Genomic DNA, 26316 nt, shown 5'->3' with positions numbered 1-26316 from the left:
CATCCCCTCTCTACGGGTTGCCTCCGGCACGTATCGTGAATGCTCGCGGACCGTACGCAGCCGGAACGGCCCGCCGGGCGAACGAAACCGACCGACCGTAGTGCCGGGGGAGGCAACGTGGACGACTATGCGGGACGGGTTCTCGCCGACCGCTACCGCCTGCCGCTGCCGCCCTCCGACGAGTACGAACTGACCGAGACCCGCGCCTTCGACACCTACAGCGGGCAGGAAGTCCTGGTCAGGCAGGTTCCGTTGCCGGAGGTCGTCGAGGCCGAGGTGCTGGACGCGGGAGGGCTGCCCGACGGTTTCACCGCCCGTGACGGGGGTGTGCGGCGTGGCGGTCCCGGGCCCGCGAGCGGGGGCCCGCGGCGGCCCGCCGACCCGGTCGTGCGGCGCGCCATCGAGGCCGCGCAGGCGGCGGCCGCCATCCCCGACCACCCGCGCCTGGACCAGGTCTTCGACGTGTTCGCGGAGGGCGGTTCGCTGTGGATCGTCAGTGAACTCGTGTCGGCACGTCCGCTCGCCGCCCTGCTCGCCGAGAAGCCGCTGTCCCCGTACCGGGCGGCGGAGGTCGCCTCCGACGTCCTGACCGCACTGCGGGTACTGCACTCCCACGGCTGGGTGCACCGCAACATCACCGCGCGCACGGTGCTCGTCTGCGACGACGGCCGGGTGATGCTCACCGGTCTCGCGGTCGGCGCGGCCGAGGAGGCACTGTGCGGGTACGACCCGGTGCCCCCTCCGGACGACGAGGAGCCGGGCCCCGCGGCGGCGCTCGAGGCCCTGGGCCCGGTGACACCCGCGGGAACACCGGATGCCGGGCGCGGCCCGTCCTGGCCGCCCGGGTTCACCGCTGACCCCGACCCCGACCCCGACGCCGCGCGCCGGGCCGCCATCGAGGCACGGGCCGGCCGGATGTCCGGCGCCGGGGCGGACACGGCGGGCGGTCTCTCGCCCGTGGCGGCCCCCAAGGCCCTCGACAGCGCGGGCGACGTGCGGGCGGCCCGCGCGGGGGCGATCGCCGCGTACCGGGCGGGCACCCGTGCCGCAGCCCGGGTGCAGGAGGCCCAGCAGAACGGCCGTGCCGCCCTGCCCGGCGCCCGGCCCGCCCCCGAGGGCGGCGGCCCGGCCTCCGCCCCGCAGCACGGCAGCGGCTCCGCACGGCCGCCGTATGTCTCCCGGCCGGGGGACGAGGACGCGGGCACGGCCGCCGCCGCGATCCCGCCGGGGCAGATAGCCGACCCCTACGGTGTGGGCGCCACCGACCGGCACGGGGCCGTGCCCCGCACGGGCGGCGGCAGCGGACGCACCGCCCCCGGAGCCCCCGCGGCCCTCGAACCGGCAGCCGGCGCCGCCCCGCCCGCACGCTGGGACGACCTGGCGGCCCACGCCCCCGCGCGCCGCGGCCCGACCACCGCGCTGGCCGCCGAGCGGGCGCGCCAGGCACGCATGGCCGTCGTCGGCCCCGTGACCGAGCGGTGGGCGCCGGAGCAGGCCGGACCCGTGCACGAGAACTGGCAGTTGGCTGCCCCGATCGGCCCCGCCACCGACCTCTGGGCACTGGGCTCCCTGCTGTTCCGGGCCGTACAGGGACACGCCCCCTACCCGGAGGAGTCGACGGCCGAGCTGGTGCAGATGGTGTGCGCCGAGCCGCCCGCGTTCGCCGAGGAGTGCGGACCGTTGCGGCCGGTCGTGGAGTCGCTGCTGCGTCAGGACCCCACCGAGCGCCTCGACTTCGAGGAGCTGCGCGGCTGGCTGCGTTCGCTGGTGCGGTCGGCGCCCGAGCCCGAGGCGGGCGTGCACGTCATAGCGGCGCCGCCCGTGGACGCCAGCCGGCTGCCCGTCATACGGCGCCGGGGAGAGCTGGTGCGCAGGCGCCGCGCCGGGCTCCCCGCGCACCACGGACGGCACAAGCGGACCAAACAGGACGCCGGTTCCCCGCGCAGGCTCGGCCGCACCCTGCTTCTGCTGGTGCTGCTCGCCATGGCGGCGGTGGTCGCGTACGCCATGCTGTTCATGCCGAAGTCCGGTGAGGACACCTCGGGTGCGGACGACCGCACCGGCTCAGCCGGTGCGGTGAGCCCCGCACCGAGCCCGCCGGACACCGGCGGGGAGCCGGAGGACGGGAAGAACTCGCCGAAGCCGGAGGACGGTTCCCAGGACGGCCCCGAGGAGTCGGCCGCCTCCGCCGAGACGCAGACCACCGACCCCGAGGTCGCCGACGGCTTCACTCTGGCCAAGGACCCGGAGGGTTTCCGGGTCGCCGTCGCCGAGGGCTGGCAGCGCACCGCGAAGAACGGCAGCGGCCAGGTCGTCTACGCGAGCGGCGACTTCGAGCTCATCGTCGTACCGGGCCGGGACAGCGCGCGGACGTACGGCAGCGATCCCATGGCCTACCAGCGGGACGACGAGCGCGAGCTGCAGCCCTACCGCGACTCCAGCTGGGCCACCTCCACCGGTCTGAAGACCATCGAGGTGGGCGGGCGGACCATGGCCGAGGGCCAGTTCACCTGGACCGGTGACGGCGGCGAGCTGTACGTCCGCAACCTCGCGGCGTTGATCGACGGCCGCTACCACGTGGTGCAGGTACGCGGACCGGAGGCCGAACGGGACGAGGTGACGCGGCTGTTCGAGCAGGCGGCGGCGACCTACCGGTTCACCGGCTGAACCACCGACTCCACGCAGTCGCAGGGGTTTTGGTTGCCTCCCGTCCCCAACAGCGACAACTGTCACAGTGCTGTCTCCATGGCACGCCCTCGGTTCCCAGGACGCGCCGGGATACTTACGCTGACCCTGTCAAGACCATTGCGGGGCAACGTGAATCAGATGCAGGGCTCGCTCGTCGCGGGCCGCTACCGGCTCGGCGAATCCATCGGGAGCGGTGGCATGGGCCGGGTGTGGCGCGCCCATGACGAGGTGCTGCACCGGGCCGTCGCCATCAAGGAACTGACCGCGGCGCTCTACGTCTCCGACAGCGAACAGGCCATGCTGCTGGCACGCACCCGCGCGGAGGCGCGGGCGGCCGCGCGGATCAACCACTCCGCCGTCGTCACGGTGCACGACGTGCTGGAGCACGACGGCCGGCCGTGGATCGTGATGGAGCTGATCGAGGGCCGTTCGCTGGCCGACGCGGTGAAGGAACAGGAACGCGTCGACCCCCGCGAGGCCGCGCGCATCGGCCTGTGGGTGCTGCGCGCGCTGCGCGCCGCGCACACCGCCGGCGTGCTGCACCGTGACGTCAAGCCCGGCAACGTCCTCCTCGGGCGGGACGGCCGGGTGCTGCTCACCGACTTCGGCATCGCGCAGATAGACGGCGACACGGCCATCACCCGCACCGGCGAGGTCGTCGGCTCGGTCGACTACCTCGCACCCGAGCGGGTCCGCGGCCACGATCCCGGCCCCTCCTCCGACCTGTGGGCGCTCGGCGCGACGCTGTACGCGGCGGTGGAGGGCGTCTCGCCGTTCCGCCGCACCTCACCGCTGACCACCATGCAGGCGGTCGTCGAGGAGGAGGCCGAGGAGCCCCGGCACGCCGGCCCGCTCGGGCCCGTCATCAGCGCACTCCTGCGCAAGGATCCGAACACCCGCCCCGACGCGGCCCGGGCCGAGCAGATGCTCGCCGAGGCGGCCGAGGGGCGCCGGCCCCGGGCGGCGCAGGAGTACGTGCCGACCCGGGCCGTCGACGCCCGTGCGCCCCTGCCGTACGAGACCGGACCGGAGACGGTCCCCCAGGGCCCGCAGGTTCCCCAGGGCCCGCAGGTTCCCCAGGGCCCGCAGGCCCCGCAGTACCCCCAGGGCGGCCCCACGGTCGTTCAGCAGCCGTACGCGCCCCCGGCCGTCGCGCCCCGCCGGCGGGTGCGCGGACGGGTGATCGCCCTGGTCGTCGTCCTGGCGGCGATCATCGGCGGGGGAACCGCGGTGATGCTCCAGCAGGAGGACCGGGGCGGCACCACGGCCGGCCCGTCCCCGACGGTCACCTCCACACCCACGCCCACGCCCGGTCCCACGGAGACGGGGAAGACCGAGTCGCGAGGAGGCCTCCCGGAGGGCTGGGTCCGCCGCAGCGACCCCTACGGCTTCAGCATCGTCCTGCCCGGCGACGACTGGGAGCGCGTGGTCTTCGACGAGGCGACCCGGCAGGTCGACTACACGCCCGACGGCGGCGAGCACTTCATCCGCATCGCCGTTGACGACTCGCCCGACTTCGACGACCCGTACGAGCACCTGCGCGATCTCGACCAGCAGATAGGGCAGCGCCTGGTCGACTACCAGCGGATCGTCCTGGACCGCCGCGTCTACCGGGACCGCGAGAGCGCCCGGCTGGAGTACGGCTGGACCGCGCTGGCCAAGGACACCGAGTTCCCGGGGCCGCGGCGGGCGGTCGACCAGATGTACCTCTCGCGGGACGGCGTCGAGTACGCGATCTACATGTCCGGGCCGGCCGAGGACTGGGCCACGACCAGCGGGCAGTTCGAGACGGTACTGAAGGGGTGGCGCGAGCCCTGACCCCCGTGGCGGACGCAAACACGCGCCGCTTGGCCGAATCGCCGTACCGGAGGGGACACATCCGGTGGGGCATGATGGGCCCATGGGGACCGACGGGGACGCCGAGAACGCGACCGCCAGGACCAACGGCCGGGTCATCGCGGGCCGTTACCGTCTGGAGTCGAGGCTCGGGCGCGGCGGCATGGGTGTGGTCTGGCGGGCCACCGACCAACTGCTCGGACGGGGTGTCGCCGTCAAGGAACTCCCCCTCGACGAGACGCTCTCCGCGGAGGACGCCCGGCGGCAGCGGGACCGCACCCTGCGCGAGGCGCGTGCCCTGGCCCAGCTGAGCCACCCGCACATCATCGTCGTCCACGACGTCGTCGAGGACGACGAACGCCCGTACATCGTCCTGGAGCTGATCGACGGGCCGTCCCTCGCCGACCGTGTCGCGGAGCAGGGCCCGGTCGACGCCGCCGAGGCCGCGCGCATCGGCATCGACCTGCTCGGGGCGTTACGGGCCGCGCACGCGGCGGGCGTCCTGCACCGCGACCTCAAGCCCGCCAACGTCCTGCTGGAGAACGGCACCGACCGGGTCGTCCTCACCGACTTCGGCATCGCCCGGCTGTCGGGCTCCACCACGCTCACCGAGACCGGCTCCTTCGTCGGCTCGCCCGAGTACACCGCTCCCGAGCGGATGTCCGGTGCCAGGACGGGACCGGAGTCCGACCTGTGGTCACTGGGCGCGCTGCTGTGCACGGCGCTCAGCGGCGAGTCGCCGTTCCGGCGCGACTCGCTCGGCGGGGTCCTGCACGCCGTCGTGGTCGACGAGATCCGGCCGCCCGTCGAAGCGGGACCGATTCTTCCCGTGGTGCTCGGCCTGCTGGAGCGCGACCCCGACCGTCGGCTGGACGCGGACCGGGCCGAGCGGATGCTGCGGGCGTTCCGGGAGACGGGCCGTACGCCGGAGTCGGCGCCCCCCGGACCGCTGCCCCCGCACCGGGACGCGCCCCGCCGACGGCCCCCGGTGCGGCGGGAGGAAGCGGGCGGGAGGCCCGAGGCGCGTCCGGTCCGGCGGCAGCCCACGAGGGGCGTGCTCGTCGCGGCACTGGCGGTCGCCGCCATGGCGGGAGCGGGGCTGTCCGCGGCGGCGCTGCTCCTGCAGGACCGGGGCGGCGACGGGGGCGGTACGCCGACGAGCACGGCGCCGGAGACACCCGTGGGCGCATCGCCCTCCGGCTCCCCGCGTCCCTCGGCCAGTCCCACACCGGCCGACTCCTCGGTCCGGCCGCATAGCCCCGTAAACGGGAGATAAGTCGCCGCGAGGGTCACGGGTCTGTGACCGGTCGGCATCCGCAGTGGATACGTGGGAGCTTGGCGCGATATGGATGAACCATGAGCAGCAACGGGGGAGCCCGCCACGGGGCCGACGAGCCAACCAGTTTTGGTCTGCAGCCACCGGACCCGAAACCGCCCGCGGCCGTGCCGCACCCCGACAACCCGTACGCGGCACCGACCCAGGTGGTACCACCGCAGCCGCGACCGCAGCCGCAGCCGCAGCTACAGCCACAGCCACAACCGCAGACACAGCCGCAGGACGACCCCGGTGCCGGCCGGCTGATCGCCGGCCGTTACCGGCTGCTCGCCAAGCTCGGACACGGCGGCATGGGCACGGTGTGGCGGGCCATGGACGAGACCGTGGACCGCGAGGTCGCCGTCAAGGAGCCCCGCGTCCCGGACCACCTTCCCGAACGCGAACGCTCCAACGCCTTCGAGCGGATGCGCCGGGAGGCCCGCGCCGCCGCCCGGCTGGACCATCCCGCGGTGGTCGACGTCCATGACGTCGCGGTGGTCGACGGCCGGCCGTGGATCGTGATGGAACTGGTCCGGGGCCGTTCACTGGGCGCCGTGCTGCAGGAGGAGGGCACCCTCTCCGTGCGCGAGGCGGCCAGGATCGGCCTGGAGGTGCTCGGCGCGCTGGAGGCCGCGCACGCGGCGGGCGTCCTGCACCGGGACGTCAAACCGGACAACGTGCTGCTCGGCCGGTACGACCGGGTCGTCCTCACCGACTTCGGCATCGCCCAGATCGAGGGCGAGACCAATCTGACCGACACCGGCGGATTCGTCGGTTCGCCCGAGTACATCGCCCCGGAACGGGTGCTGGGCCAGCGCCCCGGCCCCGCCTCCGACCTGTGGTCGCTCGGTGTCGTGCTGTACGCGGCGACGGAGGGCGTCTCGCCGTTCCGCCGCAGCAACACCCCCGCCACCCTCCAGTCGGTCCTCAACGCCACGCCGGCGCCGCCCGCCTCCGCGCAGGGCCCGCTGGCCGAGGTCATCACCGGGCTGCTGCAGAAGGACCCGGCGCGCCGTCCGAACACCGCCCAGGTCCGTGCCGCGCTGGAAACGGCCGCGAACCCGCCCGCGCCGCAGCCCACTCAGGTCGCCCAGTTCCCCGTTCCGGGGTCCGGCGGCAAGGGCGTCCGGATCGGCCGCAGGACGCTGACGGGACTCGGCGCGGCGATCGTCGCGGGAGCGGTGGCCGCGTACCTGGTGATCGCGGACCCGTTCGCGGGGCCGCTGCCGGACGGCTGGAAGAAGCATGACCTCGGGGACCGCGTGGGTGTGGCCCTCGCGGTGCCGGCGGGCTTCGTGAAGGACAAGCCCGCCGAGGACTCGGACGGTACCGTCGCCTCCTTCACCGACCCGAGCGGGACGGTGCGGGTCGAGGTCGACCGCGACCTCAAGTCCGAGGACAAGGACGGCGCGCTCGAGGCATCGGCCTCGGAGCGGGCGTTCGCCCACTGGGAAGAGCTCAGGGACGGCGAGTACGGCTGGGGCATCGCCGACACCCCCGCCCCGAAGGGGAGGCCGCGCGAGACCACGTACAAGGACCACGAGGCGGCCACCAACACCATCGTCTACACGACGACCACCGATCCGGCGCTGGTGCGCGAGGTGCAGGTCATGTACTACCGGAACAAGGACGGCGACATGTACCGGCTCTGGATCGTGTATCCGGGCAAGGGCCACTTCACCGAGGCCGGCCGGGAGATCGCCCGTACGGTCATCGACTCGTGGGACATCCGCGAACTCTGAACGGTCGGTGTCACGGTCAACGCCCTGATCAGGGGCTTTGTTGCCAGCGTTCACTGGCGATGTGTGAGCGGTGGGTGAATCTGTTACCGACGGGTACACAAAGTGTTCCCCCGGGCATACCCTGCGGCTCATGACGGACGCGCAGACCCGGGAAACGACCGGCACCAACCCCCTCGCCCCCGCGCCGACGGGTGCCCGCACCGCCGCCGACGTGGTCACGCCGGAGCTGGTCGCCCAGCTCACCAAGGGCGTGGCCGGCTCCGGCCGGACCGCCAACCACACGCCGTTCACCGGCGAGAAGCTGGCCGACCTGCCCGAGTCGACGCCCGAGGACGTGGCGAAGGCCTTCGAGGCGGCCCGCGCCGCCCAGGCCGTCTGGGCGCGGATCCCGGTACGGGAGCGCGCCGCCGTCCTGCTGCGCTTCCACGACCTGGTGCTGAGCCGCCAGGCCGAGGTCCTCGACCTGATCCAGCTGGAGACCGGCAAGGCCCGGCTGCACGCCCACGAGGAGGTGCAGGCCGTCGCCGTCGCCGCCCGCCACTACGGCCGCCGGGCCGCCGCCTACCTGCGGCCCAAGCGGCACGCGGGCGCCGTGCCGGCCCTCACGAAGGTCACCGAACTGCGCCACCCGCGCGGTGTCGTCGGCCAGATAGCCCCCTGGAACTACCCGCTCGAACTCTCCGTCGGCGACGCGCTCCCGGCGTTCGTCGCGGGCAACGCGGTCGTGATGAAGCCCGACACGGAGACCTGCCTCACCGCGCTGTGGGCCCGTGACCTGCTGATCGAGGCCGGACTGCCCGCCGACGTCTTCCAGGTCGTGCTCGGCGAGGGCCCGGTCGTGGGCCCCGAGGTCGTCCGGCACGCCGACTACGTCTCCTTCACCGGCTCCACCCGCACCGGCCGCGAGGTCGCCCAGGGCGCCGCCGCCCGGCTGGTCGGCGTCTCCCTCGAACTCGGCGGCAAGAACGCCATGCTGGTGCTGGAGGACGCGGACCTCGACAAGGCCGCCGCGGGCGCCGTCCGCGCCTGCTTCTCCTCCGCCGGCCAGCTGTGCATCTCCATCGAGCGGCTGTACGTCCACGAGTCGGTCGCGGACGCCTTCCTGGAGCGCTTCGCCGCCCGCACCAGGGCGATCCGCCTCGGCACGTCCCTCGCCTACGGCGCCGACATGGGCTCGCTGGTCGGGCAGCGCCAGCTGGACGCCGTCACCCGGCACGTCGACGACGCCGTCGCCAAGGGCGCCAAGGTGATCGCGGGCGGCACGGCCCGCCCGGACATCGGCCCGTACTTCTACGAGCCGACCATCCTCGACGGCGTCGAGGCCCCGATGAGCGTCTGCTCCGAGGAGACCTTCGGCCCGGTCGTCTCCGTCTACCGCTTCACCTCCGACGACGAGGCGGTCGAACGCGCCAACTCCACCCCGTACGGCCTGAACTCCTCCGTCTGGACCAGGGACGCCCGGCGCGGCCGCGAGATCGCCGCCCGGCTGCGCACCGGCACGGTCAACATCAACGAGGGGTACGCGCCCGCGTACGGCAGCGTCCAGTCGCCGATGGGCGGCATGAAGGACTCCGGACTCGGCCGCCGGCACGGCTCCGAGGGCATCCTCAAGTACACCGAGGCCCAGACCGTCGCCCACCAGCGCGTGCTGCCCATGGCCCCCTCGCTGGGCATGGACGACGAGAAGTACGCGGCCTTCATGAGCCGCAGTCTGCGCCTGATGAAGGCATTCCGGTTCAGGTGACCGACCCGAAAGGGGCGCGGGCCGCATCGATGTGCGGCTCCGCCGCGCGAGCACGCTCGGCCAAAGACGACCCGCACGCGAACTCGAAGGGGAGCCCTCCGTGCCCAAAGACGCTTACGACTACGACGTCCTCGTCGTCGGCTCCGGCTTCGGCGGCTCCGTGACCGCCCTCCGCCTGACCGAGAAGGGATACACCGTCGGCGTCCTCGAAGCCGGCCGCCGCTTCACCCGCGACACCCTGCCCAGGAACTCCTGGGACCTGAGGAACTACCTCTGGGCGCCGAAACTCGGCATGTACGGCATCCAGCGCATCCACCTGCTGGGCAACGTCATGGTGCTGGCCGGAGCGGGCGTCGGCGGCGGCTCGCTCAACTACGCCAACACCCTCTACGTACCGCCGAAGCCGTTCTTCGAGGACCCGCAGTGGGGGCACATCACCGACTGGCAGGAGGAGCTGGGCCCGTACTACGACCAGGCGAAGCGCATGCTCGGCGTACGGCTCAACCCGACGATGACCCCGTCGGACGTGCACCTGAAGGCGGCGGCCGAGCGGATGGGCGTGGGCGACAGCTTCCACATGGCCCCGGTCGGCGTCTTCTTCGGTGACGGCGAGGACGCCGACGGGAAGGTGCGGGCGAAGCCGGGACAGGAGGTGCCCGATCCGTACTTCGGCGGGGCGGGACCGTCGCGGCGGGCCTGTGCCGAGTGCGGCGAGTGCATGACCGGCTGCCGGCACGGCGCGAAGAACACCCTCAACGAGAACTACCTCCACCTCGCCGAGAAGGCGGGCGCGGTCGTGCACCCCATGACGACGGCCGTGTCGGTCACGGAGGACTCGCGGGGCGGGTTCGCCGTCGCCACGCTCCCGACCGACGACCGCCGCAAGGGCGAGGGCCGCACCTTCCGCGCCCGCCGGGTCGTCCTGGCCGCCGGCACCTACGGCACCCAGACGCTGCTGCACCGGATGAGGGCGGGCGGCCAGCTGCCGTACCTCTCGGACAGGCTGGGCGAGCTGACCCGCACCAACTCCGAGGCCCTCGTCGGCGCGCAGACCGACGACCGCCGCTACCGCAGGGCCACCGGCGCGCCGAAGGCCGACTTCACCCGCGGTGTGGCCATCACGTCGTCGATCCACCCGGACGAGAACACCCACATCGAGCCGGTCCGCTACGGCCGCGGCTCCAACTCGATGGGCGGGCTGTCCATCCTCCAGGTCCCGTACGCGGGCGGCGGCTCGGGCGCCGCCCGGGTGCTCGGCTGGCTGGGCAACGCGGCGCGGCACCCCTGGCTGCTGCTGCGTTCGCTGTCCAACCGGCGCTGGTCGGAGCGGACCATCATCGGCCTGGTGATGCAGTCGCTGGACAACTCCCTGACGACGTACCTCAAGCCGTCCGGGGCCGGTCGCGGGCTGCTCACCGCCCGGCAGGGCCACGGCGCCCCCAACCCCAAGCAGATCAAGGCGGCCACGGACGGCGCGTCGGCGCTGGCGGCCGAGATCAACGGCTTCGCCGGCTCCAACGTCGGCGAGCTGACGGGAATGCCGCTGACCGCCCACTTCCTGGGCGGCTGCCCGATCGGCGCGTCCCGCGAGACCGGTGTGATCGACCCGTACCACCGCCTCTACGGACACCCCGGCATCTCGGTCGTGGACGGGGCGGCGGTCTCGGCGAACCTGGGCGTCAACCCCTCCCTGACCATCACGGCACAGGCCGAGCGGGCGATGTCGTACTGGCCCAACAAGGGCGAGGCCGATCCGCGCCCCGCGCAGGGGGAGGCCTACCGGCGCCTGGAGCCGGTCGAGCCGAAGTCCCCGGCGGTCCCGGCGGAGGCGTTCGGCGCGCTGCGGCTGCCGTTCCTGGGGATGCCGGCGGTGCCGCCGAAGAAGTAAAGAGAAGAGGACCTGTGCCCCCCTCCGAGCTCAGGTCCTCTTCCCTTGTCCTGGGTGATGCCGCACGCGGTGCGGCCGGGCGGCGTTACGCCTCCGAACCGGCCTTGCGCCGGCGCACCACGAACACCGCACCGGCACCGGCCACGACGGCGACACCGCCGGCCAGGCCGATCATCGGCAGGGCGGAGTTCGAACCGGTCTCGGCGAGGCTGCCGGTGACCTTGACGTCCTTCACCTCGTCGAGCTCGACCTTGCCGCCGGTCTGCGGCTTGGCGTCGTTCGGCTCACCGGGGTCGGAGCCGGCGGCCAGGATGTCGAAGAAGTAGATCCAGCCGTTGGAGTCGTCGGCGATCCAGCAGCCCTCGTCGTCCGCGTACTCGGCGAAACCGCCGGTGAGGCCGAGCGCGTCGGGCACCTTGCCGCTGACGCTCAGCCGCAGCTGGTACGAGACCGACTGACCGGCACCGAGCGAGAACGCGGCGAACGTACCGCCCTCACCGGCGGCGTCCGCGAGCGTGTTCCACGTCCCGGTGGCCTTGTCGAAGACCTGGACCGTGATCTGGCCGGAGTAGTCCTCCTCGTCCCAGCCGAGGGCCGCGACGCCGATCAGCGGCTTGATGTCCTTGATCTCGTCGTCGCTGCGATTGGACACGTTGAACGAGAACGCCGTCCAGCCGCTGCCGGCGACGATCGTCTCGGGCAGCCCCGACAGACCGCTGCGCAGGTCGGCGCTGAGCTCGGCGGTGCTGTTGCCCTCCTCGTCGAGGCAGAGCTCGACGTCGTCCTCGCCTTCCGCCGGGGGGTTTTCGTCCTCGGCGGGAGGGTTCTCGTCTTCCGCCGGAGGGTTCTCGCCTTCGGCGGGCGGGTTCTCGTCTTCCGCCGGGGGATTCTCGCCGTCTGCCGGAGGGTTCTCGTCCTCGGCGGGCGGGTTTTCGCCGTCTGCCGGGGGGTTCTCGCCTTCGGCGGGCGGGTTCTCGTCTTCCGCCGGGGGGTTCTCGCCTTCGGCGGGCGGGTTCTCGCCTTCCGCCGGGGGGTTCTCGTCCTCGGCGGGCGGGTTCTCGCCTTCCGTCGGGAGGTCCTCGTCCTCGACGGACGTGCTCGTCGACGTGCTCGGCGTCTCCTCGCTGCCGGTCGCGAAGGCTGCCGGAGCCGAGAGCAGGGCCAGTGGCGCGATGACGGCCGTCGCGGCCGCTGCGGCCATGGCACGGCGAAGCTTCATGAAGACCTCGGTGAGTCCGGCGTACTGCTCGGGTGCGGTACGAGAGGGGAGGCTCCTCCGCGGAGGGAGCCACGGGTGTGATCCGTGAGGATTCGGTGAGTTCGATCAACAAGGCCGGTGGATGGTTGTCCTGCCCTTCACGGAATTTTTATGTGAGGTGGATCACAAGTGAGGGGTGATCATCATGTGGCGTACGCTCGGCCGCCTACGACCGCCATCGAGAGAAAGCCCGCGACCCCGTGGCCGAACAGCCGTCCGAAGAGTCCGGACCGGAGTCCTTGTCCCTCCCCGATGACGTCTGGGAGAAGTTCGTCCAGGACAGTGAGCGCGACATCCGTGCCTCCGCTCCCAAGGAGCCGTCGGCGCGGGCGCGCATGGTGACCGAGCGGCTGCGGGCCATGGACGAGGCGCAGGCCGGGGCGGCCGGTGGCGGCAAGCGCCGCTGGGGCAGGAAGCGGACGCCCGTGCGGCCCGCCCGGCCCGAGGGGTGGCGCACGGGCCCGGCCTGGCAGGAGACGAACGGCCGCACCTCGCGGCGGCGCCGGGTCTGGAGCGCGGTCGGCGTGGTGGTGGCCGCGGCGCTGGCCGTGGTCGTCGTCAATCCGTCCGCCGCGCTGTCCTGGCTGCCCGGCGGCCTCGGTGAGGGGTCCGGCGCGGCGGACGGGGCACGGACGGCCGACGCCACGCCGCTGGCCCCCGAGACCGCCCGGCCCAGCACCGCGCCCTCCGCCGTCCCCGCGGACGTCCCCACCCGTGCGAGGCCGTTCGCCGGATCCCCGGCCGCCCGGTGGGAGGCGGGAGCGGATGCCGTCCGGCTGCCCGAGGCCGAGGCCGTCAACGGAGTCCCCGCCGCCCGGATCGAGGCCGCGCTGAAGGGGACGAAGGAGTTCCTGGTCGCCTCCAACCTCGATCCCGCGGTGCTGAAGGGCGGCCGGCCGGGGAAGGCGTTGGACCTCGTGGACCCGCTGGAGAAGGACTACCTCGCCGAGCTGCGCGCCGGGCTGCGCGAGCCCACGGTGAAGAACGACCCGGTATGGACGTTCACCCGCTTCGATCCCGAGGAGGTCGAACTCGTGGGCGACGTGCGGGTCCGTGGCCGTATGACGGTCGAGGCCGTGAGCGGAACGGCCGGGAGGGCCGTGATCAAGGCCGACTACACCTTCGTGTACCCGGTGGCCCGGGTCGGCGGCGGTGACGAGGTGACCCGGGCCGTCGTTCGCCGGTCGGTCGAGGTGGAAGCCGTGGACCCGGCCAGGTTCCAGAACAGCGAGGGGCACATCTGGCTCGCCGCCGTCAACAGCGAGATAGCCAACGACGACTGCCGGGAGGGTGACGGCGTGATCCGTCCGCAGTTCTTCGCCGACCGGCGGACCGCCGCTCCCGAGTCGTCCGGGGAGGCGCGCGATCCGTACGACCGCAGCAAGGAGCTGACGGCGGACGGGCGCGACGAGGAGTGCGGCGTCGTGACCCGTACCTGAGACGCGCGCCGTTCGTCCGGCACGGTCTCGGACGGTTCCCGCCGGCCGGTCCCGGGCGTCCCCGGGACCGGCCGTTCTCTGGGGTGACCGGGCCGCTGTCCCCTGCTGTCCGGTCACTCCTCCGGAGCGAGGTCCCACGGCGTACGGCGGAGCCGCACGCCTCATCGCTCCGGAGAGCCACGCGTGATCCTCCGGGTCCGTCCCTGGCCGGCACGGACACCGGTACCAACGAAGCGGTCCCGGTGCCGGTCACGCGCCGGACGGGTGAGGAGCACGCGTACGTCTGTACCGCGAACGCGGACTCAGATCCTGCCGCGGCACAGCTCCAGCAGGGTCATCGCGAGCGCGGTGCCCGGCTTGCCCAGGGCGTCCCTGTAGTGGGCGAGGACCTCCATCTCGCGGGACAGGTTCACCCGCCGTCCGCCGGAGGCGATCCGTTCCTTCTGGATGACGGCCGACACGGCCATCCGTTCCTGCACCAGACCGATGATCCGGTCGTCGAGCGCGTCGATCCGCTCGCGGGCGTTGGTGATCAGCTCGGCGGCCTCGGTGGTGCGGGCGCCGGTCTTCTCGGTCGACTCCGTCGTGGTGGCGGTCATGCCGGGGCTCCTCGGTGGGTGGGTGCGGTGCCCCGGAGCGGCAAGGTCCGGATGAAAACGCCAGGCGCCCCGGACCTTGTCGGCCCGGGGCGCCTGGGAAGTCGCTTGTCAGTTGCTCAAGCAGCACGACCATGGCAGCCGGCGGGCCGGTCGCCATAGGTAAAGAGGAAGGTCGGGTGCGTGAGCATGGGGGCAAGTATGCCCGGCCCGCCGCGGCTGTCCAACACGGATCGCATGGTGAGACGGGGCCCCGGCGGGGGCGCTGACCCGGTCCGGGACGTGCCCCGCCGCCACCTCGGTAGAATTGGGAGGCACAAGACCCCCGCCCCACCGCCGGAAGGCACCTCGTGTCATCAGCGTCTCCCGCTGCCAACGCGCCCGACACCGTCCTGGTCGTCGACTTCGGCGCGCAGTACGCCCAGCTCATCGCCCGTCGCGTCCGCGAGGCGCGGGTCTACAGCGAGATCGTGCCGAGCACCATGCCGGTCGAGAAGATCCTCGCCAAGAACCCGGCGGCGATCATCCTGTCCGGCGGCCCCTCGTCCGTGTACGAGGAGGGCGCCCCCCGTCTCGACCGCGAGATCTTCGAGGCCGGCGTCCCCGTCTTCGGCATGTGCTACGGCTTCCAGCTCATGGCCCAGAGCCTGGGCGGCCAGGTGGACAACACCGGCGCCCGTGAGTACGGCCGTACCGACCTGCACGTCTCCAAGAACTCCTCCACCCTCTTCGAGGGCACCCCGGACGAGCAGGCCGTCTGGATGTCGCACGGCGACGCCTGCTCCGCCGCCCCCGAGGGCTTCTCCGTCACCGCCTCGACGGACGTCGTCCCGGTCGCCGCGTTCGAGAACGACGAAAAGAAGCTCTACGGCGTCCAGTACCACCCCGAGGTGATGCACTCCACGCACGGGCAGCAGGTGCTGGAGCACTTCCTGTACCGGGGCGCGGGCCTCACCCCGGACTGGACCACCGGCAACGTCATCGACGAGCAGGTCGCCGCGATCCGCGAGCTGGTCGGCGACAAGCGCGCCATCTGCGGTCTGTCCGGCGGCGTGGACTCCGCCGTCGCCGCCGCCCTCGTCCAGAAGGCCATCGGCTCCCAGCTGACCTGCGTGTACGTCGACCACGGTCTGATGCGCAAGGGCGAGACCGAGCAGGTCGAGAAGGACTTCGTGGCCGCGACCGGCGTGCAGCTGAAGGTCGTGGACGCGCAGGAGCGGTTCCTCACGGCTCTGAAGGGCGTCTCCGACCCCGAGGAGAAGCGGAAGATCATCGGCCGGGAGTTCATCCGGGTCTTCGAGCAGGCCCAGGCCGAGATCATCGCGGACGAGGGTCCGGCGGTGGAGTTCCTGGTCCAGGGCACGCTCTACCCGGACGTCGTCGAGTCCGGCGGCGGCACCGGCACCGCCAACATCAAGTCCCACCACAACGTGGGCGGCCTGCCCGAGGACCTCGAGTTCCAGCTGATCGAGCCGCTGCGCAAGCTGTTCAAGGACGAGGTCCGGATGGTCGGCCAGGAGCTCGGCCTGCCGGAGGAGATCGTCCAGCGCCAGCCGTTCCCCGGCCCGGGCCTGGGCATCCGGATCGTCGGCGAGGTCACCAAGGAGCGGCTGGACCTGCTCCGCGAGGCCGACGCCATCGCCCGTGAGGAGCTGACCGCGGCCGGTCTCGACCGGGACATCTGGCAGTGCCCGGTCGTCCTGCTCGCGGATGTGCGCTCGGTGGGCGTCCAGGGCGACGGCCGCACCTACGGTCACCCGATCGTGCTGCGCCCGGTCTCCAGCGAGGACGCCATGACCGCCGACTGGTCCCGGCTGCCGTACGACGTCCTCGCGAAGATCTCGACCCGGATCACCAACGAGGTGCGGGACGTCAACCGCGTCGTCCTCGACGTGACCTCCAAGCCGCCGGGCACCATCGAGTGGGAGTAGTCCCCACCGTCACGTCCGCCTGAGAGTGCGCACCGGCTCTCCGGGCTTCCAGACCTGGACGACCAGGTACTTGTCGTCCTCGACGTAGGTCCGTACGACCTCCGTCAGCTCGGTGCGGAAGAGGTGGAACGGCTCCGGCGGTTCCACCTCTTCGGCGTATCCGGCCCGGGTCTCCGTGTCGTCGTCGGCGATCTCGACCGCCCGGCCGCCGATCCGGACGTCCCCGCCGCCCATGCCCGTGCCGTCACCGGGGTTCGCCTGGAGCGCGAAGCGCGGGTCGCGGCGCAGATCGAGTGCCTTGAGCGAGTCCGGCATCATGCCGAGCCAGAGTTCTCCTTTCAGGAAGCGGACCTCCAGGCCGGTGGTGCGTGGTGAGCCGTCCTTGCGCAGGGTCGCGAGGACGTGGTGGGTGTATGCGGCGAAGCGTTCCTCCACGGTCTTCGCGAAGTCCGGTTCGGCGGCGGCGAAAGCCTCCCAGTTCGTGTTCATGACGCCGAGTGTGGCGGGGATATCGGACACCTTGTGTCGGGTATCGGCGGTGTCCTCCGGATGGAGCAGCGAGGCCCGCGCCGCTTCTTTATCGAAGAGAGCTGTCGTCCGGGGCTGCCCGCCGGTAACTTCCGCCCCGTACGCAACCCCCGCGGGAGGATTCATGCACGGGCCCACGCCGCCCCTGCCGTTACCCACCGACAGGCTGCGCTTCGCCATGCCGCCCCGGCACGAGTCGGTCGAGGACGAGCGCCGGCACCGCAAGGAGCGGCTCGCGGGCGCGCTGCGGCTCTTCGGGCGGCTCGGCTTCGAGGACGGTGTCTCCGGGCACATCACCGCACGCGACCCGGAGTTCAGCGACTGCTTCTGGGTCAACCCGTTCGGGATGTCCTTCCGGCAGGTCACCGTGAGCGACCTGGTGCTCGCCAACCGGGACGGCCAGGTCGTCGAGGGCGGCCACCACGTCAACCAGGCCGCGTTCACCGTGCACGCCCAGGTGCACGCGGCCCGGCCCGACGTCGTCGCCGTCGCCCACTGCCACTCGGTGCACGGCCGCGCCCTCGCCGCCCTCGGCGGCCTGCTCGACCCGATCACCCAGGAGAGCTGCGCCTTCTACGAGGACCACGCCCTCTACGACGCCTACAGCGGTGTCACCGTCGACGCCGAGGAGGGGCGGCGGATCGCGGGTGTGCTCGGCTCCCGCAAGGCGCTGGTGCTGCGCAACCACGGGCTGCTCACCGTGGGCGACTCGGTGGACGCGGCGGCCTGGTGGTTCGTGGCGATGGAGCGGTCCTGCCAGGTGCAGCTCGCCGCGAAGGCGGCGGGCCGGCCCGTCCTCATCGACCACCGGCAGGCGGTGGCGACGCGGGAGCAGCTGGGCGGGGACCTGGTGGCGTGGATCAACTACCAGCCGATGTGGCAGGACATCAGCCGGAGCGAGCCGGATCTGCTGACATAGGCGGCGGGTCAACCTGGCGTTGTGAAGTTCACTCGTACGGACCGGGCCTGCCGGACGGGTAGGGGACGGGGTAGGGCACAATTCGCTGTCGTCACCGGGGACTTGCGCGGGGGGCGGTGGCAGTGATCGTGGGTCGATTCGTGGTCGTGACGGTGGGGAAGGCGGGCTTCGGGCGTGGCGGTGCAGGAGGCGAGGCAGGGCGGTCCCGACAGGGGCGCCCACGGGGGTGGCTGCACCTGCGGGGACTGTCCGCACGGGGTGCGTGAGGGGCATCGGCGCGCGGTCGCCGCGTTCCTGCTGAAGCGGGACGAGTTCGCGGCCGGGCAGGGGGTGCCGGCCGCGGTGGCCCACTCCGCCTCCGCTTCCCGGCAGTGGGTGTCGGAGGAACTGACGCAGGCCGCGGAGGTCGTCGCCGAACGGGGGCGGGCCGAGGGCGCGGCGTGGCTGGTGCGGCTGTGGCGGCGGACCGCGGGTGTGGTGTGGGCGGGCGTCGTGCTGCTGCTCCTGGGGCAGGCGCTCACGGCGATCGGCGCGGGGTGGACCGCCGCGCGCACCGCCGGGTTGCTGGCCGCGCTGGTGGTGGCCGGGGCGCTGACCGCCGCGTCGTGGTTCCACCGGGCGCGCGGGGGTGTGCTGGCGCCGGTGATCGGGGAGGACAACCGGCTCTCCACCTCCCGTGCGGTGGCCGCGTGCTGGGTGCTGTTCCTGGCGTTCGCGGTGCTCGTTCTGGTGGGGCGGCTCGCGGCCGCCTCCGGCAACCGGGAGCGGGACGCCCTGATCGACGGGCTGGAACTCGCCCGCGGTGCCGGTGTGGTGACCGTGCTGGCCGTGGTGTGCGGGATCGCCGTGCTGGTGCGGCGGGTGGTCGGGCTGCGGGTGCTGGGGCAGCGGCTGCAGAAGGTACGCGCGTACCGGCCCAGGGCGGCGGACCTGCTGACCGACGACTCGGGGCGGGGGAGCTTCACCGACATCCAGTACGTCGTGATCAGCGGTGTCGCCCTGGCGTTCGCGGCGGTGCGGCTGGCCCGGCGGCCGGACCAGTTGCCGGATCTGCCGTGGGGGCTCGCGGTGGTGGTGCTGGTGTCGGCGGCGACGTATCTCGCGGGGAAGTACGCGGAGGGTGGGCGTCCGGTCATTCTGTCGGTGGTGCGGGCGCGGGAGGCCGGCGATCTGGACGCGCCGATCCGGACCGGGGACGACATCGAGATCCGGGGGGCCGGGTTCGTACCGGTGGGGGCGCAGGGGGCGGACCGGTTGTCGCGGATGGTGGTGCGGGTGGGGCCGGTGAACGTACATGTGCCGTTGGTCCCTGTGACGGGTGGCTTCGACAACCCGACGGACGCGCTGCTGACCGTGCCCGTGCCGGCGGAGGTGGAACCGGGGCGGGTGGAGGTACAGGTCGTCACGGCGGCGGGCGTGGAGACGAACCGGTACGCGATCGACGTGACGGACTAGCACCTACGGCCGGTGGGTGGGTCGGGGCCACGCCGGAGGTGTCTGCCCCCTGGCCCGCATGGACCCGCGCTGCTTCTGAAGAAATACCCTTCGCTCAGGGTTGAGCCGGGATCGATTGTCGTACGTATGGACTGACGCGGAGGCCCCGGCACGGCAGTGAGAGGCGGCGGACAGCGATGACTCACGGTATGCGCGCGGACACGCACTCCCCACACTCCGGCGGCGACAGGGACTGGCGGGACACCGCCACCCGCTACGCCCTCGTGCCCCTGCGCGTCTTCCTGGGCATCACCTTCATCTACGCCGGCCTCGACAAACTCACGGACAGCGCGTTCATGAAGGACGCCGGCGCCGGATCGATCGGCGACATGATGCGCGGCGTCCGCGACTCCTCCGCCGTTCCCGCGCTGGTCGACATGGCGTTGGAGAGCCCTGTCGCATTCGGTTACGTCATCGCCCTCGGGGAGTTGGCCGTCGGGATCGGCACCCTGCTCGGCCTGCTCACCCGCCTGGCCGCCCTGGGTGGCGCGCTGATCTCCCTCAGCCTGTGGCTGACCGTGAGCTGGGCCGCCGATCCGTACTACTACGGCAATGATCTCCCGTACATGTTTTGCTGGGTACCCCTCGTTCTGGCCGGCGCGCCCCTCTGGTCACTGGATGCCCTGATCAGGAGCCGACGCCGCAGGAGGGCCTGCTAGGGCATGTCCGATGGGTCGTGTGAGCTTGCCTGGACGGTGTCCTAGTGTTTGGTGCTGAACCCAGGGGGATCGCTTGGCGCGGGATACGGCCGATGCGGAGGCGGGGATGAAGGGGATCACGTTCCCTGCCTGGCACGGAAATCACTACGTGACCCTCGCCGAACTACTGGTCCGCCTCGGCAGCTTCGGCCTGGACCTCACGTGGCGCGTCGAGTTCGACGAGATCGTGGATCCTCGCTGCGTCGAGGTGGAAAGACGGTCCGCCGGCGCCGGCATGGACACGTTGACGTTGTTGTCGTTGACCACCCCGTTCCTCCAGCTGATCGACGCCAAAGCGTGTGGGTTCGCTGAGGACGTGCTGGTGATCGTCCTGACCGAAGCGGATAGCTCGTTGTGGGACGTCAGGGCCGCCGACGAGCGCGTGATCAGCGAACTCCGTCGCCACTGTCCGGGCGCGACGGACCTCTGAGCGGGTCCTTCATCCGGGGCGGAGCCACAGGCGGATGGAGGCCACGGTCACCGTGCCGTGAAAGACGTAGGCCCTCTTGTCGTAGCGGGTGGTGACCGCGCGGAAGGTCTTCAGTCTGTTGACCGTCCGTTCGACTTCGTTGCGGTGACGGTAGGTCAAGCTGTCAAAACCGGTCGGTCGGCCGCCTCTGTTGCCGCGGCGCTTGCGGTTGGCCCGCTGGTCCTTGGGCTCTGGGATGGTGTGCTTGATCTGGCGACGCCTTAGGTAACGGCGGTTGCGGCGGATCGTCGGCTGGGTCCGAAGCCACCGCGCTCGTGGCCGCTCGAGGCGACTACGCGTCGCGCCTCTGCAGCAGCAGGCCGCCGACCAGCATCGCGGCCGCGGCCCACGCGGCGAGCACACCCAGGCCGGCCCACGGGCCGATGGGCATCCCGGACAGATTCACGGTGGCCTGGACCGTGAGTCCGGCGGGCATCGGCGCGATCCGCTGGAGGTGGCGCTGCCATTCCGGGTCGTTGACCACCTGGGTGACGACCGGGAAGAGGTAGAGCAGCCCGAGCGTGATCCCGATGGCTGTCGCCGCCTCCCGTACCGCCATCGCCACACCGAGGCCGATCAGGGCGATCAGGCCGAGGTAGAGGACCGAGCCCGCGGCCGCGCGCAGGGTCGGGCCGTCGGCCAGGGACAGCGGGGCGTAGCCGTGCGCCTCGGTGAATCCGTTGCCGGGCAGGATGTAGTGGCCGGCGAGGAGGGAAGCCAGGACGGCGATCGTCCCGAAGGCCAGGACGACCGTGGTGAGGCCCGTCGCCTTGGCGATGAGGACGGTGAGCCGGTTCGGCACCGCCGTGAGCGTGGTGCGGATCATCCCGGTGCCGTACTCGCCGCTGACGGCCAGCACCGCGAAGACGGCGATGACCGCCTGCCCGACGGTGACGCCGGTCAGGGCGAGTTTGACGGCGTCCTGGCCGCACCTCGTGTCGGGGCACTTCACGGCCTTGGCGGTGCCGCAGCCGACGGCCACGGTCAGAGTGACGGCGAGCAGGAGCAGCCAGCCCGTTCCCTCTGCGGTGCGCAGCTTCGTCCACTCCGCGCGCAGGGCGAGGCCGAAGCCCTCGAGCCCTGTGCCGTCCGCCTTGCTCATGGGTCGTGGGTCGCGCAGGAGACTCATACGTCCCTCCTGCGCAACCGCACCACGGCCAGGCCGAAGGCGATCACGGCGTAACCGCACAGCACGGCAGAACCGGCCCACGGAGCCAGCGGGTAGTACCCGGTCGACGGCTCGTACACGCTGAGCACCTGCGCGTAGTAAGGCAGGGTCTGCTGGACGGCGAAGCCCGCCGCCGGAGTCACCCGCAGCAGCCACTCCGAAACGCCCGGGGGCAACACGCCGGAGGTGGCAAGCAGGAAGGGCAGCACGATCGACGCGATGACCAGGGCAGCCGCCGTGGCGCTGCGCCGCAGCAGGGTACCGACGCCGAGGGCGAGCACGGCGGCGGCCGCGCAGAGCAGTCCGGTGCCGGCCACGACGCGCAGTTCGGTCGCCACCGTGACGGGAAAGACATGGAAGCCCCGGCCGAGCGCGCCGCGTTCCCCGATGGGGATGGTGATCGCGGCGGCGACCAGACCGACGGTGAACGCGACGCCCCCGGCCACCAGCGCCTTGGCGCCAAGTACCCGGCCTCGCAGTGGGATTGCCGTCACGGTCGTACGCAGCAGACCGCGCCGGTACTCGCCGGTGATGAACACCGTGCCCACAGCGATCACCACGATGAGCCCGGCGAACGTACCGACAAGGAAGTTCTCGACGGAGAAGCCGACGCCCATGACGGGCCCGCCGACGACCGGCGCGATGTCACCGGCCCCGGTCACGGTGAACCCGCCGACGGTCTGGGTGAAACCGCCCCTGGTGGTGGTCGTGTAGCTGCCGGATGTGCCCGCGTCGCCGCCCACCTGTGTGCCGCTCCACGCGCCCCGGGACCAGCTGCCCTTGAGTTCCGGGGCACCGAAGGTGCCAGTGGCCACGGCGGGGCTGAAGCCCGTGCCCGCCGCGGTGTCCTGCTTCGCCTCCGGTGACGCCGCGAAGAACCCGGCCTGCACGGTGTGCGTCAGGCCGGGCAGCTTCACGCTGTCGACTTCCGTCCAACGGGAGCCGTCGGTGGAGGCGTAACCGGTGAGACTGTCGCCGGAGCGGACCAGGCGCAGCCGGAGTGAGGAGTCCATGGAGAGCTTGCCGGAAGGGCCCGCCGTGTCGTGGGTGTAGTCGTACTGCATGCGCACGCCGTGGCCGCCGGTCGCCATGACCGCCGCATACGAGGATCCCGGGGTGAGGCTCTCCTTCATGATGATCCCGGCCTTTGCCCAGGGCTGGGCGCCCTTGGCCGGCTTGTCGCCGATCCCGGTGTCGGCCACTCCGGTCAGGGATCGCAGTTCGACGGTGATGCTGCCGTCGCCGGTCAGCTTCTTGTGGACGAGGTAGAAGTTGTCGTTGACGGCCTCGCCGCCGGGGCCCTTCGGATAGGAGGCGGAGCCGGTGCCGGGGCCGGTGGAGCCCGGCGCGGCCGTACCGAGCAGGCCGACGACGATCGTCGCCAGGAGCGCCGCCGCCATGGCGAGTACCCAGCCCCGTACCGTACGGAACTTCGTCCACTCGGCATGCAGCGTCGCGAGGAATCCACCTCGTTCAGCGCGTCGCGTGGTCGGGGGACGTGGGGTGAGGGTGGTGGTCATCGCGTGGCCTCCCCCGTCGGGACGCCCCGGTATTCCACCGCGTCCCGGGTGAGCTCCATATACGCCTCTTCGAGCGTCGCCCGGTGTGCGGACACCTGCGAGAACGGCACCCCGTTCCGGGCGAGCAGGGCCACGATCTCCTCGTCGGGCAGACCCGTGACGCCGAGGGTGTCAGGGCCGGTGGTGACCACTGTGGCGCCCGCGCTGTGCAGCACCTGGGCGGCGTGCGGGGGCGCGGAGGTACGCAGGACGACCCGGCCGCCGGACGTCTCGGCGAGCAGCTCGGACACGCTGGTGTCCGCGACGACCCGGCCGCGTCCGATCACCACGAGATGGTCCGCGGTGTCTTCGAGTTCGCTCATCAGATGACTGGAGACCAGGACGGCGCGACCCTGCCGGGCAAGCGTCGCCAGGAAGCCGCGCATCCACACGATGCCGTCGGGGTCCAGGCCGTTGAACGGCTCGTCCAGCATGACCACCGGCGGATCCCCGAGCAGCGCCGCCGCGATCCCCAGGCGCTGGCGCATGCCCAGGGAGAAGCCGCCCGCCTTGCGCCGGGCCACCGAGCCCAGACCCGCCTGCTCGATGACCTCGTCCACCCGCCCGGCGGGCAGCCCTTGCGAATGGGCCAGCCACAGAAGGTGGTTGCGGGCGGTGCGGCTGGGCTGCAGTGCGGAGGCGTCGAGCAGTGCCCCCAAGTGCCGCAGCGGGCGACGCAGGCTCCGATACGGCACCCCGCCGACCAGCGCCTTCCCTTCCTCGGCCGCGTCCAGGCCCAGGATCACGCGCATGGTGGTGGACTTTCCCGCGCCGTTCGGGCCCACGAAGGCGGTCACCCGTCCCGGGCGCACGCTGAACGTCATCCCGTCCAAGGCCAGCTGCGGCCCGAAGCGTTTGCGTAGACCGATGACCTCGATCGTCGCCTTCGCGGCGTAGCTGTCGTAGCTGCCGCCGTCGACAGCGCTCTCCTCACTCATGGGCCCCAACCCTGTGACGGCATGGGTTACAGGGGCCGAACGGACGCTGTCATCTCACTGTTAGGCGCCGCCGCTTAGCCTGGTCACGGGACCTTGGCCGGGAGGTCCCTGGTTCAGGTCGCGAGAAGGGAGCAGGCGGATGAAGTGGGGTCCGCACCGACGGCTCACAGGCCTGACCGCCCGGCGCGGACTGCGCCGAGGCACCGCCCGCGCCCGCTTCACCGCCTTGTACGTCACTCTCTTCCTGCTGTCCGGAACGACACTGCTCGCCATCACCGCCGTGGTGGCATCCGGCGGATCGAGCGACAGCCAGGCCGCGCCCGGCAACGGCATCGGTCAGCCCGCCACGGCGGCACAGGCCCAGGGCCGCATCGACGAGCTGGAACAGCAGCTGGCCCAGGCGCACGACACCCAGTCCCAGCAGATCTTGATCGGGTCCGCCATCGCGCTCGGCGTCATGGCGGTGATCTCGGTCGGCCTCGGCTGGTTCGTCGCCGGCCGGGTACTGCGCCCGCTGCGCGTGATGACGGCGGCCACCCGCCGGATCACCGCCGACAGCCTGCACGAACGCCTGGCGATCGGCGGGCCCGGCGACGAGGTGAAGGACCTCGCCGACACCATCGACGACCTCCTCGGCCGCCTGGAAGGCTCCTTCGACGCCCAGCGCCTCTTCGTTGCCAACGCCTCCCACGAACTGCGTACCCCGCTCACCACGATGCGGGCCTCCCTGGACGTGGCCCTCGCCAAACCGGGCCCGGTATCCGAGACCACGGCCACCCTGGCGGCCCGCATACGCGTCGAACTCGACCAGGTGGACCGATTGTTGGAGAGCTTCCTCGTCCTGGCACGCACCCAGCACGGCGAGTTCACCGACTCGGGACTGCTCGCCCTCGACCGGCTCGCACTGACTGCCCTGGCCGGACGGGCCGAGGACATCGCGGCCAAGGGGCTGACGGTGTGTGAGAACCCGATCGACGACTCCGCGTGGGTGTGGGGCAGCCAGACGCTGCTGCGCCGCGTGGCCGACAACGTGATCGACAACGCGATCACGCACAACGACTCCGGGGGCTGGATCGGCGTCACGGTACTGGCCGGAGGAGGCGAAAGGGGCGACGGCGGCGCCGTGTCCCTTGTCGTCGAGTCCAGTGGACCGGTCCTCGACCAGCAGCGGGTGGCGGACCTCGCACAGCCCTTCCGCCGCCTCGGCGCCGACCGGACCGGCACCGGCCGGGGCAGTGGCCTCGGCCTCTCCATCGTCGCGGCCATCATCGAGGCCCACCACGGCACCCTGGACCTGCGTGCCCGCCCCGACGGTGGCCTGCGCGTCACCATCGCCCTCCCCCACCCAGGCGACAGGGCGGCAAAAGGCCCCAGCGCAGAGACGGGCGTGGCGCGTTGAGAGTCCTGGTGGTCGAGGACGCCCGCCCTCTCGCCGAGGTCATAGCCGAGGGACTGCGTGACCAGGGCATGGCCGTGGACGTGACCCACGACGGGCTCGACGCCGCAGCCAAGCTGGACGTCAACGCGTACGACGTCGTCGTGCTCGACCGCGACCTGCCAGGCATCCACGGCGACACCCTCTGCCAGATGATCACCGAGCGGGACAGCCGCGCGATGGTCCTGATGCTGACCGCCGCCGACTCACCCGGCGACCGCGTCAGCGGCCTGACCCTGGGCGCCGACGACTACCTCGCCAAGCCCTTCCACTTCCCCGAACTCGTCCTGCGCGTCCGCGCCCTGGCCCGCCGCCGCCCCGCCGCCCGGTCCCGCACCCTGCGCACGGCCGGCATCGAGCTCGACCCGATGCGCCGCACCGTCAGCCGCGACGGCCGCCAACTCGACCTCTCCGTCAAGGAATTCGCGGTACTCGAAGCCCTCTTGAACGCGAGCCCCGCCTTCCTCGGCACGGAGGACCTCCTCGAACAGGTCTGGGACGAGCACGCCGACCCGTTCACCAACACTGTCACGGTGACCATCAGCCGCCTGCGCCGCAAACTTGGCGACCCCCCGGTCATCGCCACCACACCCGGCGTGGGGTACCGGATCATCGACCCAGCTGCCCCACTCGACTGAGCGGCTGGCAGGGGAGGGCCACTGGAGTCCCTG

20 protein-coding genes and 1 pseudogene are annotated in these 26316 nt (G+C 72.1%); 14 read left to right on the top strand and 7 right to left on the bottom strand.

The features are described 5' to 3' along the window. Positions 1 to 117 precede the first annotated feature (117 nt). From KUM38_RS05395 to KUM38_RS05370, 6 genes are all read left to right on the top strand, one after another. Positions 118 to 2667: a protein kinase gene (locus KUM38_RS05395; RefSeq protein WP_217128119.1), complete on the top strand. Its 2550-nt coding sequence runs from the start codon at positions 118 to 120 to the stop codon at positions 2665 to 2667. 159 nt (positions 2668 to 2826) lie between these two features. Next, positions 2827 to 4506, top strand: a complete 1680-nt coding sequence (locus KUM38_RS05390) for a serine/threonine-protein kinase (RefSeq protein ID WP_217128118.1) — start codon at positions 2827 to 2829, stop codon at positions 4504 to 4506. A gap of 82 nt (positions 4507 to 4588) precedes the next feature. Further along, positions 4589 to 5800: a serine/threonine-protein kinase gene (locus KUM38_RS05385; RefSeq protein ID WP_217128117.1), complete on the top strand. Its 1212-nt coding sequence runs from the start codon at positions 4589 to 4591 to the stop codon at positions 5798 to 5800. Between the two features lie 80 nt (positions 5801 to 5880). Further along, the gene (locus KUM38_RS05380; RefSeq protein WP_217128116.1) at positions 5881 to 7581 is read left to right on the top strand and encodes a serine/threonine-protein kinase; all 1701 of its coding nucleotides are present in this window, start codon (positions 5881 to 5883) and stop codon (positions 7579 to 7581) included. A gap of 130 nt (positions 7582 to 7711) precedes the next feature. Then, complete coding sequence (locus KUM38_RS05375) at positions 7712 to 9325, top strand: succinic semialdehyde dehydrogenase (protein WP_217128115.1); 1614 nt, start codon at positions 7712 to 7714, stop codon at positions 9323 to 9325. A 100-nt stretch (positions 9326 to 9425) separates the two neighbouring features. Beyond that, entirely contained in the window at positions 9426 to 11213 is a 1788-nt protein-coding gene (locus KUM38_RS05370; RefSeq protein WP_217128114.1) for a GMC family oxidoreductase, read from the top strand. Positions 11214 to 11298: 85 nt separating this feature from the next. On the opposite strand, the gene KUM38_RS05365 is transcribed toward KUM38_RS05370, so the two are convergent. Next, a complete protein-coding gene (locus tag KUM38_RS05365; protein WP_217128113.1) occupies positions 11299 to 12432 on the bottom strand; it encodes an LAETG motif-containing sortase-dependent surface protein in 1134 nt (377 codons plus the stop codon). A gap of 278 nt (positions 12433 to 12710) precedes the next feature. On the opposite strand from KUM38_RS05365, the gene KUM38_RS05360 reads away from it, so the two are divergent. Next, entirely contained in the window at positions 12711 to 13910 is a 1200-nt protein-coding gene (locus KUM38_RS05360) for a hypothetical protein (protein ID WP_254396702.1), read from the top strand. A gap of 302 nt (positions 13911 to 14212) precedes the next feature. On the opposite strand, the gene KUM38_RS05355 is transcribed toward KUM38_RS05360, so the two are convergent. After that, positions 14213 to 14509, bottom strand: coding sequence for a chorismate mutase (locus KUM38_RS05355; RefSeq protein WP_217128111.1), 297 nt, complete (start codon positions 14507 to 14509; stop codon positions 14213 to 14215). 347 nt (positions 14510 to 14856) lie between these two features. Here KUM38_RS05355 and guaA point away from each other — a divergent pair, with 347 nt between their 5' ends. Continuing rightward, the gene (gene guaA / locus KUM38_RS05350) at positions 14857 to 16437 is read left to right on the top strand and encodes a glutamine-hydrolyzing GMP synthase (RefSeq protein WP_217128110.1); all 1581 of its coding nucleotides are present in this window, start codon (positions 14857 to 14859) and stop codon (positions 16435 to 16437) included. A 9-nt stretch (positions 16438 to 16446) separates the two neighbouring features. On the opposite strand, the gene KUM38_RS05345 is transcribed toward guaA, so the two are convergent. Then, positions 16447 to 16926 carry a pyridoxamine 5'-phosphate oxidase family protein gene (locus KUM38_RS05345; RefSeq protein WP_217128109.1) on the bottom strand — a complete coding sequence of 160 codons (480 nt, stop codon included), beginning with the start codon at positions 16924 to 16926 and terminating at the stop codon, positions 16447 to 16449. Between the two features lie 163 nt (positions 16927 to 17089). Between KUM38_RS05345 and KUM38_RS05340 the strand changes: the two genes are divergently transcribed. The 4 genes from KUM38_RS05340 to KUM38_RS05325 all read left to right on the top strand — a co-directional run bounded on the left by KUM38_RS05340 (position 17090) and on the right by KUM38_RS05325 (position 20506). Next, the gene (locus KUM38_RS05340) at positions 17090 to 17884 is read left to right on the top strand and encodes a class II aldolase/adducin family protein (RefSeq protein WP_217128108.1); all 795 of its coding nucleotides are present in this window, start codon (positions 17090 to 17092) and stop codon (positions 17882 to 17884) included. Positions 17885 to 18058: 174 nt separating this feature from the next. Continuing rightward, a complete protein-coding gene (locus tag KUM38_RS05335) occupies positions 18059 to 19339 on the top strand; it encodes a hypothetical protein (RefSeq protein WP_217128107.1) in 1281 nt (426 codons plus the stop codon). 176 nt (positions 19340 to 19515) lie between these two features. Next, complete coding sequence (locus tag KUM38_RS05330) at positions 19516 to 20037, top strand: DoxX family membrane protein (protein WP_217128106.1); 522 nt, start codon at positions 19516 to 19518, stop codon at positions 20035 to 20037. A 106-nt stretch (positions 20038 to 20143) separates the two neighbouring features. Beyond that, complete coding sequence (locus tag KUM38_RS05325; protein WP_217128105.1) at positions 20144 to 20506, top strand: hypothetical protein; 363 nt, start codon at positions 20144 to 20146, stop codon at positions 20504 to 20506. A 9-nt stretch (positions 20507 to 20515) separates the two neighbouring features. Here the strand turns inward: KUM38_RS05325 and KUM38_RS05320 are convergent. The 4 genes and pseudogenes from KUM38_RS05320 to KUM38_RS05305 all read right to left on the bottom strand — a co-directional run. Next, positions 20516 to 20842, bottom strand: a pseudogene (locus tag KUM38_RS05320) (IS5/IS1182 family transposase); the annotation flags it as partial. Next, positions 20838 to 21674 carry an ABC transporter permease subunit gene (locus KUM38_RS05315; RefSeq protein WP_254396701.1) on the bottom strand — a complete coding sequence of 279 codons (837 nt, stop codon included), beginning with the start codon at positions 21672 to 21674 and terminating at the stop codon, positions 20838 to 20840. The pseudogene KUM38_RS05320 and the gene KUM38_RS05315, both read right to left, overlap by 5 nt. Beyond that, a complete protein-coding gene (locus tag KUM38_RS05310; RefSeq protein WP_217128104.1) occupies positions 21671 to 23233 on the bottom strand; it encodes an ABC transporter permease subunit in 1563 nt (520 codons plus the stop codon). The genes KUM38_RS05315 and KUM38_RS05310 overlap by 4 nt, the downstream gene beginning before the upstream one ends. Beyond that, positions 23230 to 24210, bottom strand: a complete 981-nt coding sequence (locus KUM38_RS05305; protein WP_217128103.1) for an ABC transporter ATP-binding protein — start codon at positions 24208 to 24210, stop codon at positions 23230 to 23232. Before KUM38_RS05305 ends, KUM38_RS05310 begins: the two co-directional genes overlap by 4 nt. 139 nt (positions 24211 to 24349) lie before the next feature. Here KUM38_RS05305 and KUM38_RS05300 point away from each other — a divergent pair, with 139 nt between their 5' ends. Both KUM38_RS05300 and KUM38_RS05295 read left to right on the top strand, forming a co-directional pair. After that, the gene (locus KUM38_RS05300) at positions 24350 to 25609 is read left to right on the top strand and encodes a cell wall metabolism sensor histidine kinase WalK (protein WP_254396700.1); all 1260 of its coding nucleotides are present in this window, start codon (positions 24350 to 24352) and stop codon (positions 25607 to 25609) included. Further along, positions 25606 to 26283: a response regulator transcription factor gene (locus KUM38_RS05295; RefSeq protein WP_217128102.1), complete on the top strand. Its 678-nt coding sequence runs from the start codon at positions 25606 to 25608 to the stop codon at positions 26281 to 26283. The genes KUM38_RS05300 and KUM38_RS05295 overlap by 4 nt, the downstream gene beginning before the upstream one ends. The last annotated feature ends 33 nt before the right edge of the window (positions 26284 to 26316 follow it).

The sequence above is a fragment of the Streptomyces sp. AC558_RSS880 genome (assembly GCF_019049255.1).
In the GTDB taxonomy this organism is placed as follows: domain Bacteria; phylum Actinomycetota; class Actinomycetes; order Streptomycetales; family Streptomycetaceae; genus Streptomyces.
Note: the sequence above shows the minus strand (reverse complement) of the source record. Positions and strands in the feature narration are given on the sequence as shown.

Excerpts from the sequence above, each read along its gene's own strand:
- KUM38_RS05390 (WP_217128118.1), top strand. The coding sequence starts at position 2,827 with ATGCAGGGCTCGCTCGTCGCGGGCCGCTACCGGCTCGGCGAATCCATC.
- KUM38_RS05385 (WP_217128117.1), top strand. The coding sequence starts at position 4,589 with ATGGGGACCGACGGGGACGCCGAGAACGCGACCGCCAGGACCAACGGC.
- KUM38_RS05380 (WP_217128116.1), top strand. The coding sequence starts at position 5,881 with ATGAGCAGCAACGGGGGAGCCCGCCACGGGGCCGACGAGCCAACCAGT.
- KUM38_RS05375 (WP_217128115.1), top strand. The coding sequence starts at position 7,712 with ATGACGGACGCGCAGACCCGGGAAACGACCGGCACCAACCCCCTCGCC.
- KUM38_RS05365 (WP_217128113.1), bottom strand. The coding sequence starts at position 12,432 with ATGAAGCTTCGCCGTGCCATGGCCGCAGCGGCCGCGACGGCCGTCATC.
- KUM38_RS05355 (WP_217128111.1), bottom strand. The coding sequence starts at position 14,509 with ATGACCGCCACCACGACGGAGTCGACCGAGAAGACCGGCGCCCGCACC.
- KUM38_RS05345 (WP_217128109.1), bottom strand. The coding sequence starts at position 16,926 with ATGAACACGAACTGGGAGGCTTTCGCCGCCGCCGAACCGGACTTCGCG.
- KUM38_RS05340 (WP_217128108.1), top strand. The coding sequence starts at position 17,090 with ATGCACGGGCCCACGCCGCCCCTGCCGTTACCCACCGACAGGCTGCGC.
- KUM38_RS05330 (WP_217128106.1), top strand. The coding sequence starts at position 19,516 with ATGACTCACGGTATGCGCGCGGACACGCACTCCCCACACTCCGGCGGC.
- KUM38_RS05325 (WP_217128105.1), top strand. The coding sequence starts at position 20,144 with ATGAAGGGGATCACGTTCCCTGCCTGGCACGGAAATCACTACGTGACC.
- KUM38_RS05315 (WP_254396701.1), bottom strand. The coding sequence starts at position 21,674 with ATGAGTCTCCTGCGCGACCCACGACCCATGAGCAAGGCGGACGGCACA.
- KUM38_RS05310 (WP_217128104.1), bottom strand. The coding sequence starts at position 23,233 with ATGACCACCACCCTCACCCCACGTCCCCCGACCACGCGACGCGCTGAA.
- KUM38_RS05305 (WP_217128103.1), bottom strand. The coding sequence starts at position 24,210 with ATGAGTGAGGAGAGCGCTGTCGACGGCGGCAGCTACGACAGCTACGCC.
- KUM38_RS05300 (WP_254396700.1), top strand. The coding sequence starts at position 24,350 with ATGAAGTGGGGTCCGCACCGACGGCTCACAGGCCTGACCGCCCGGCGC.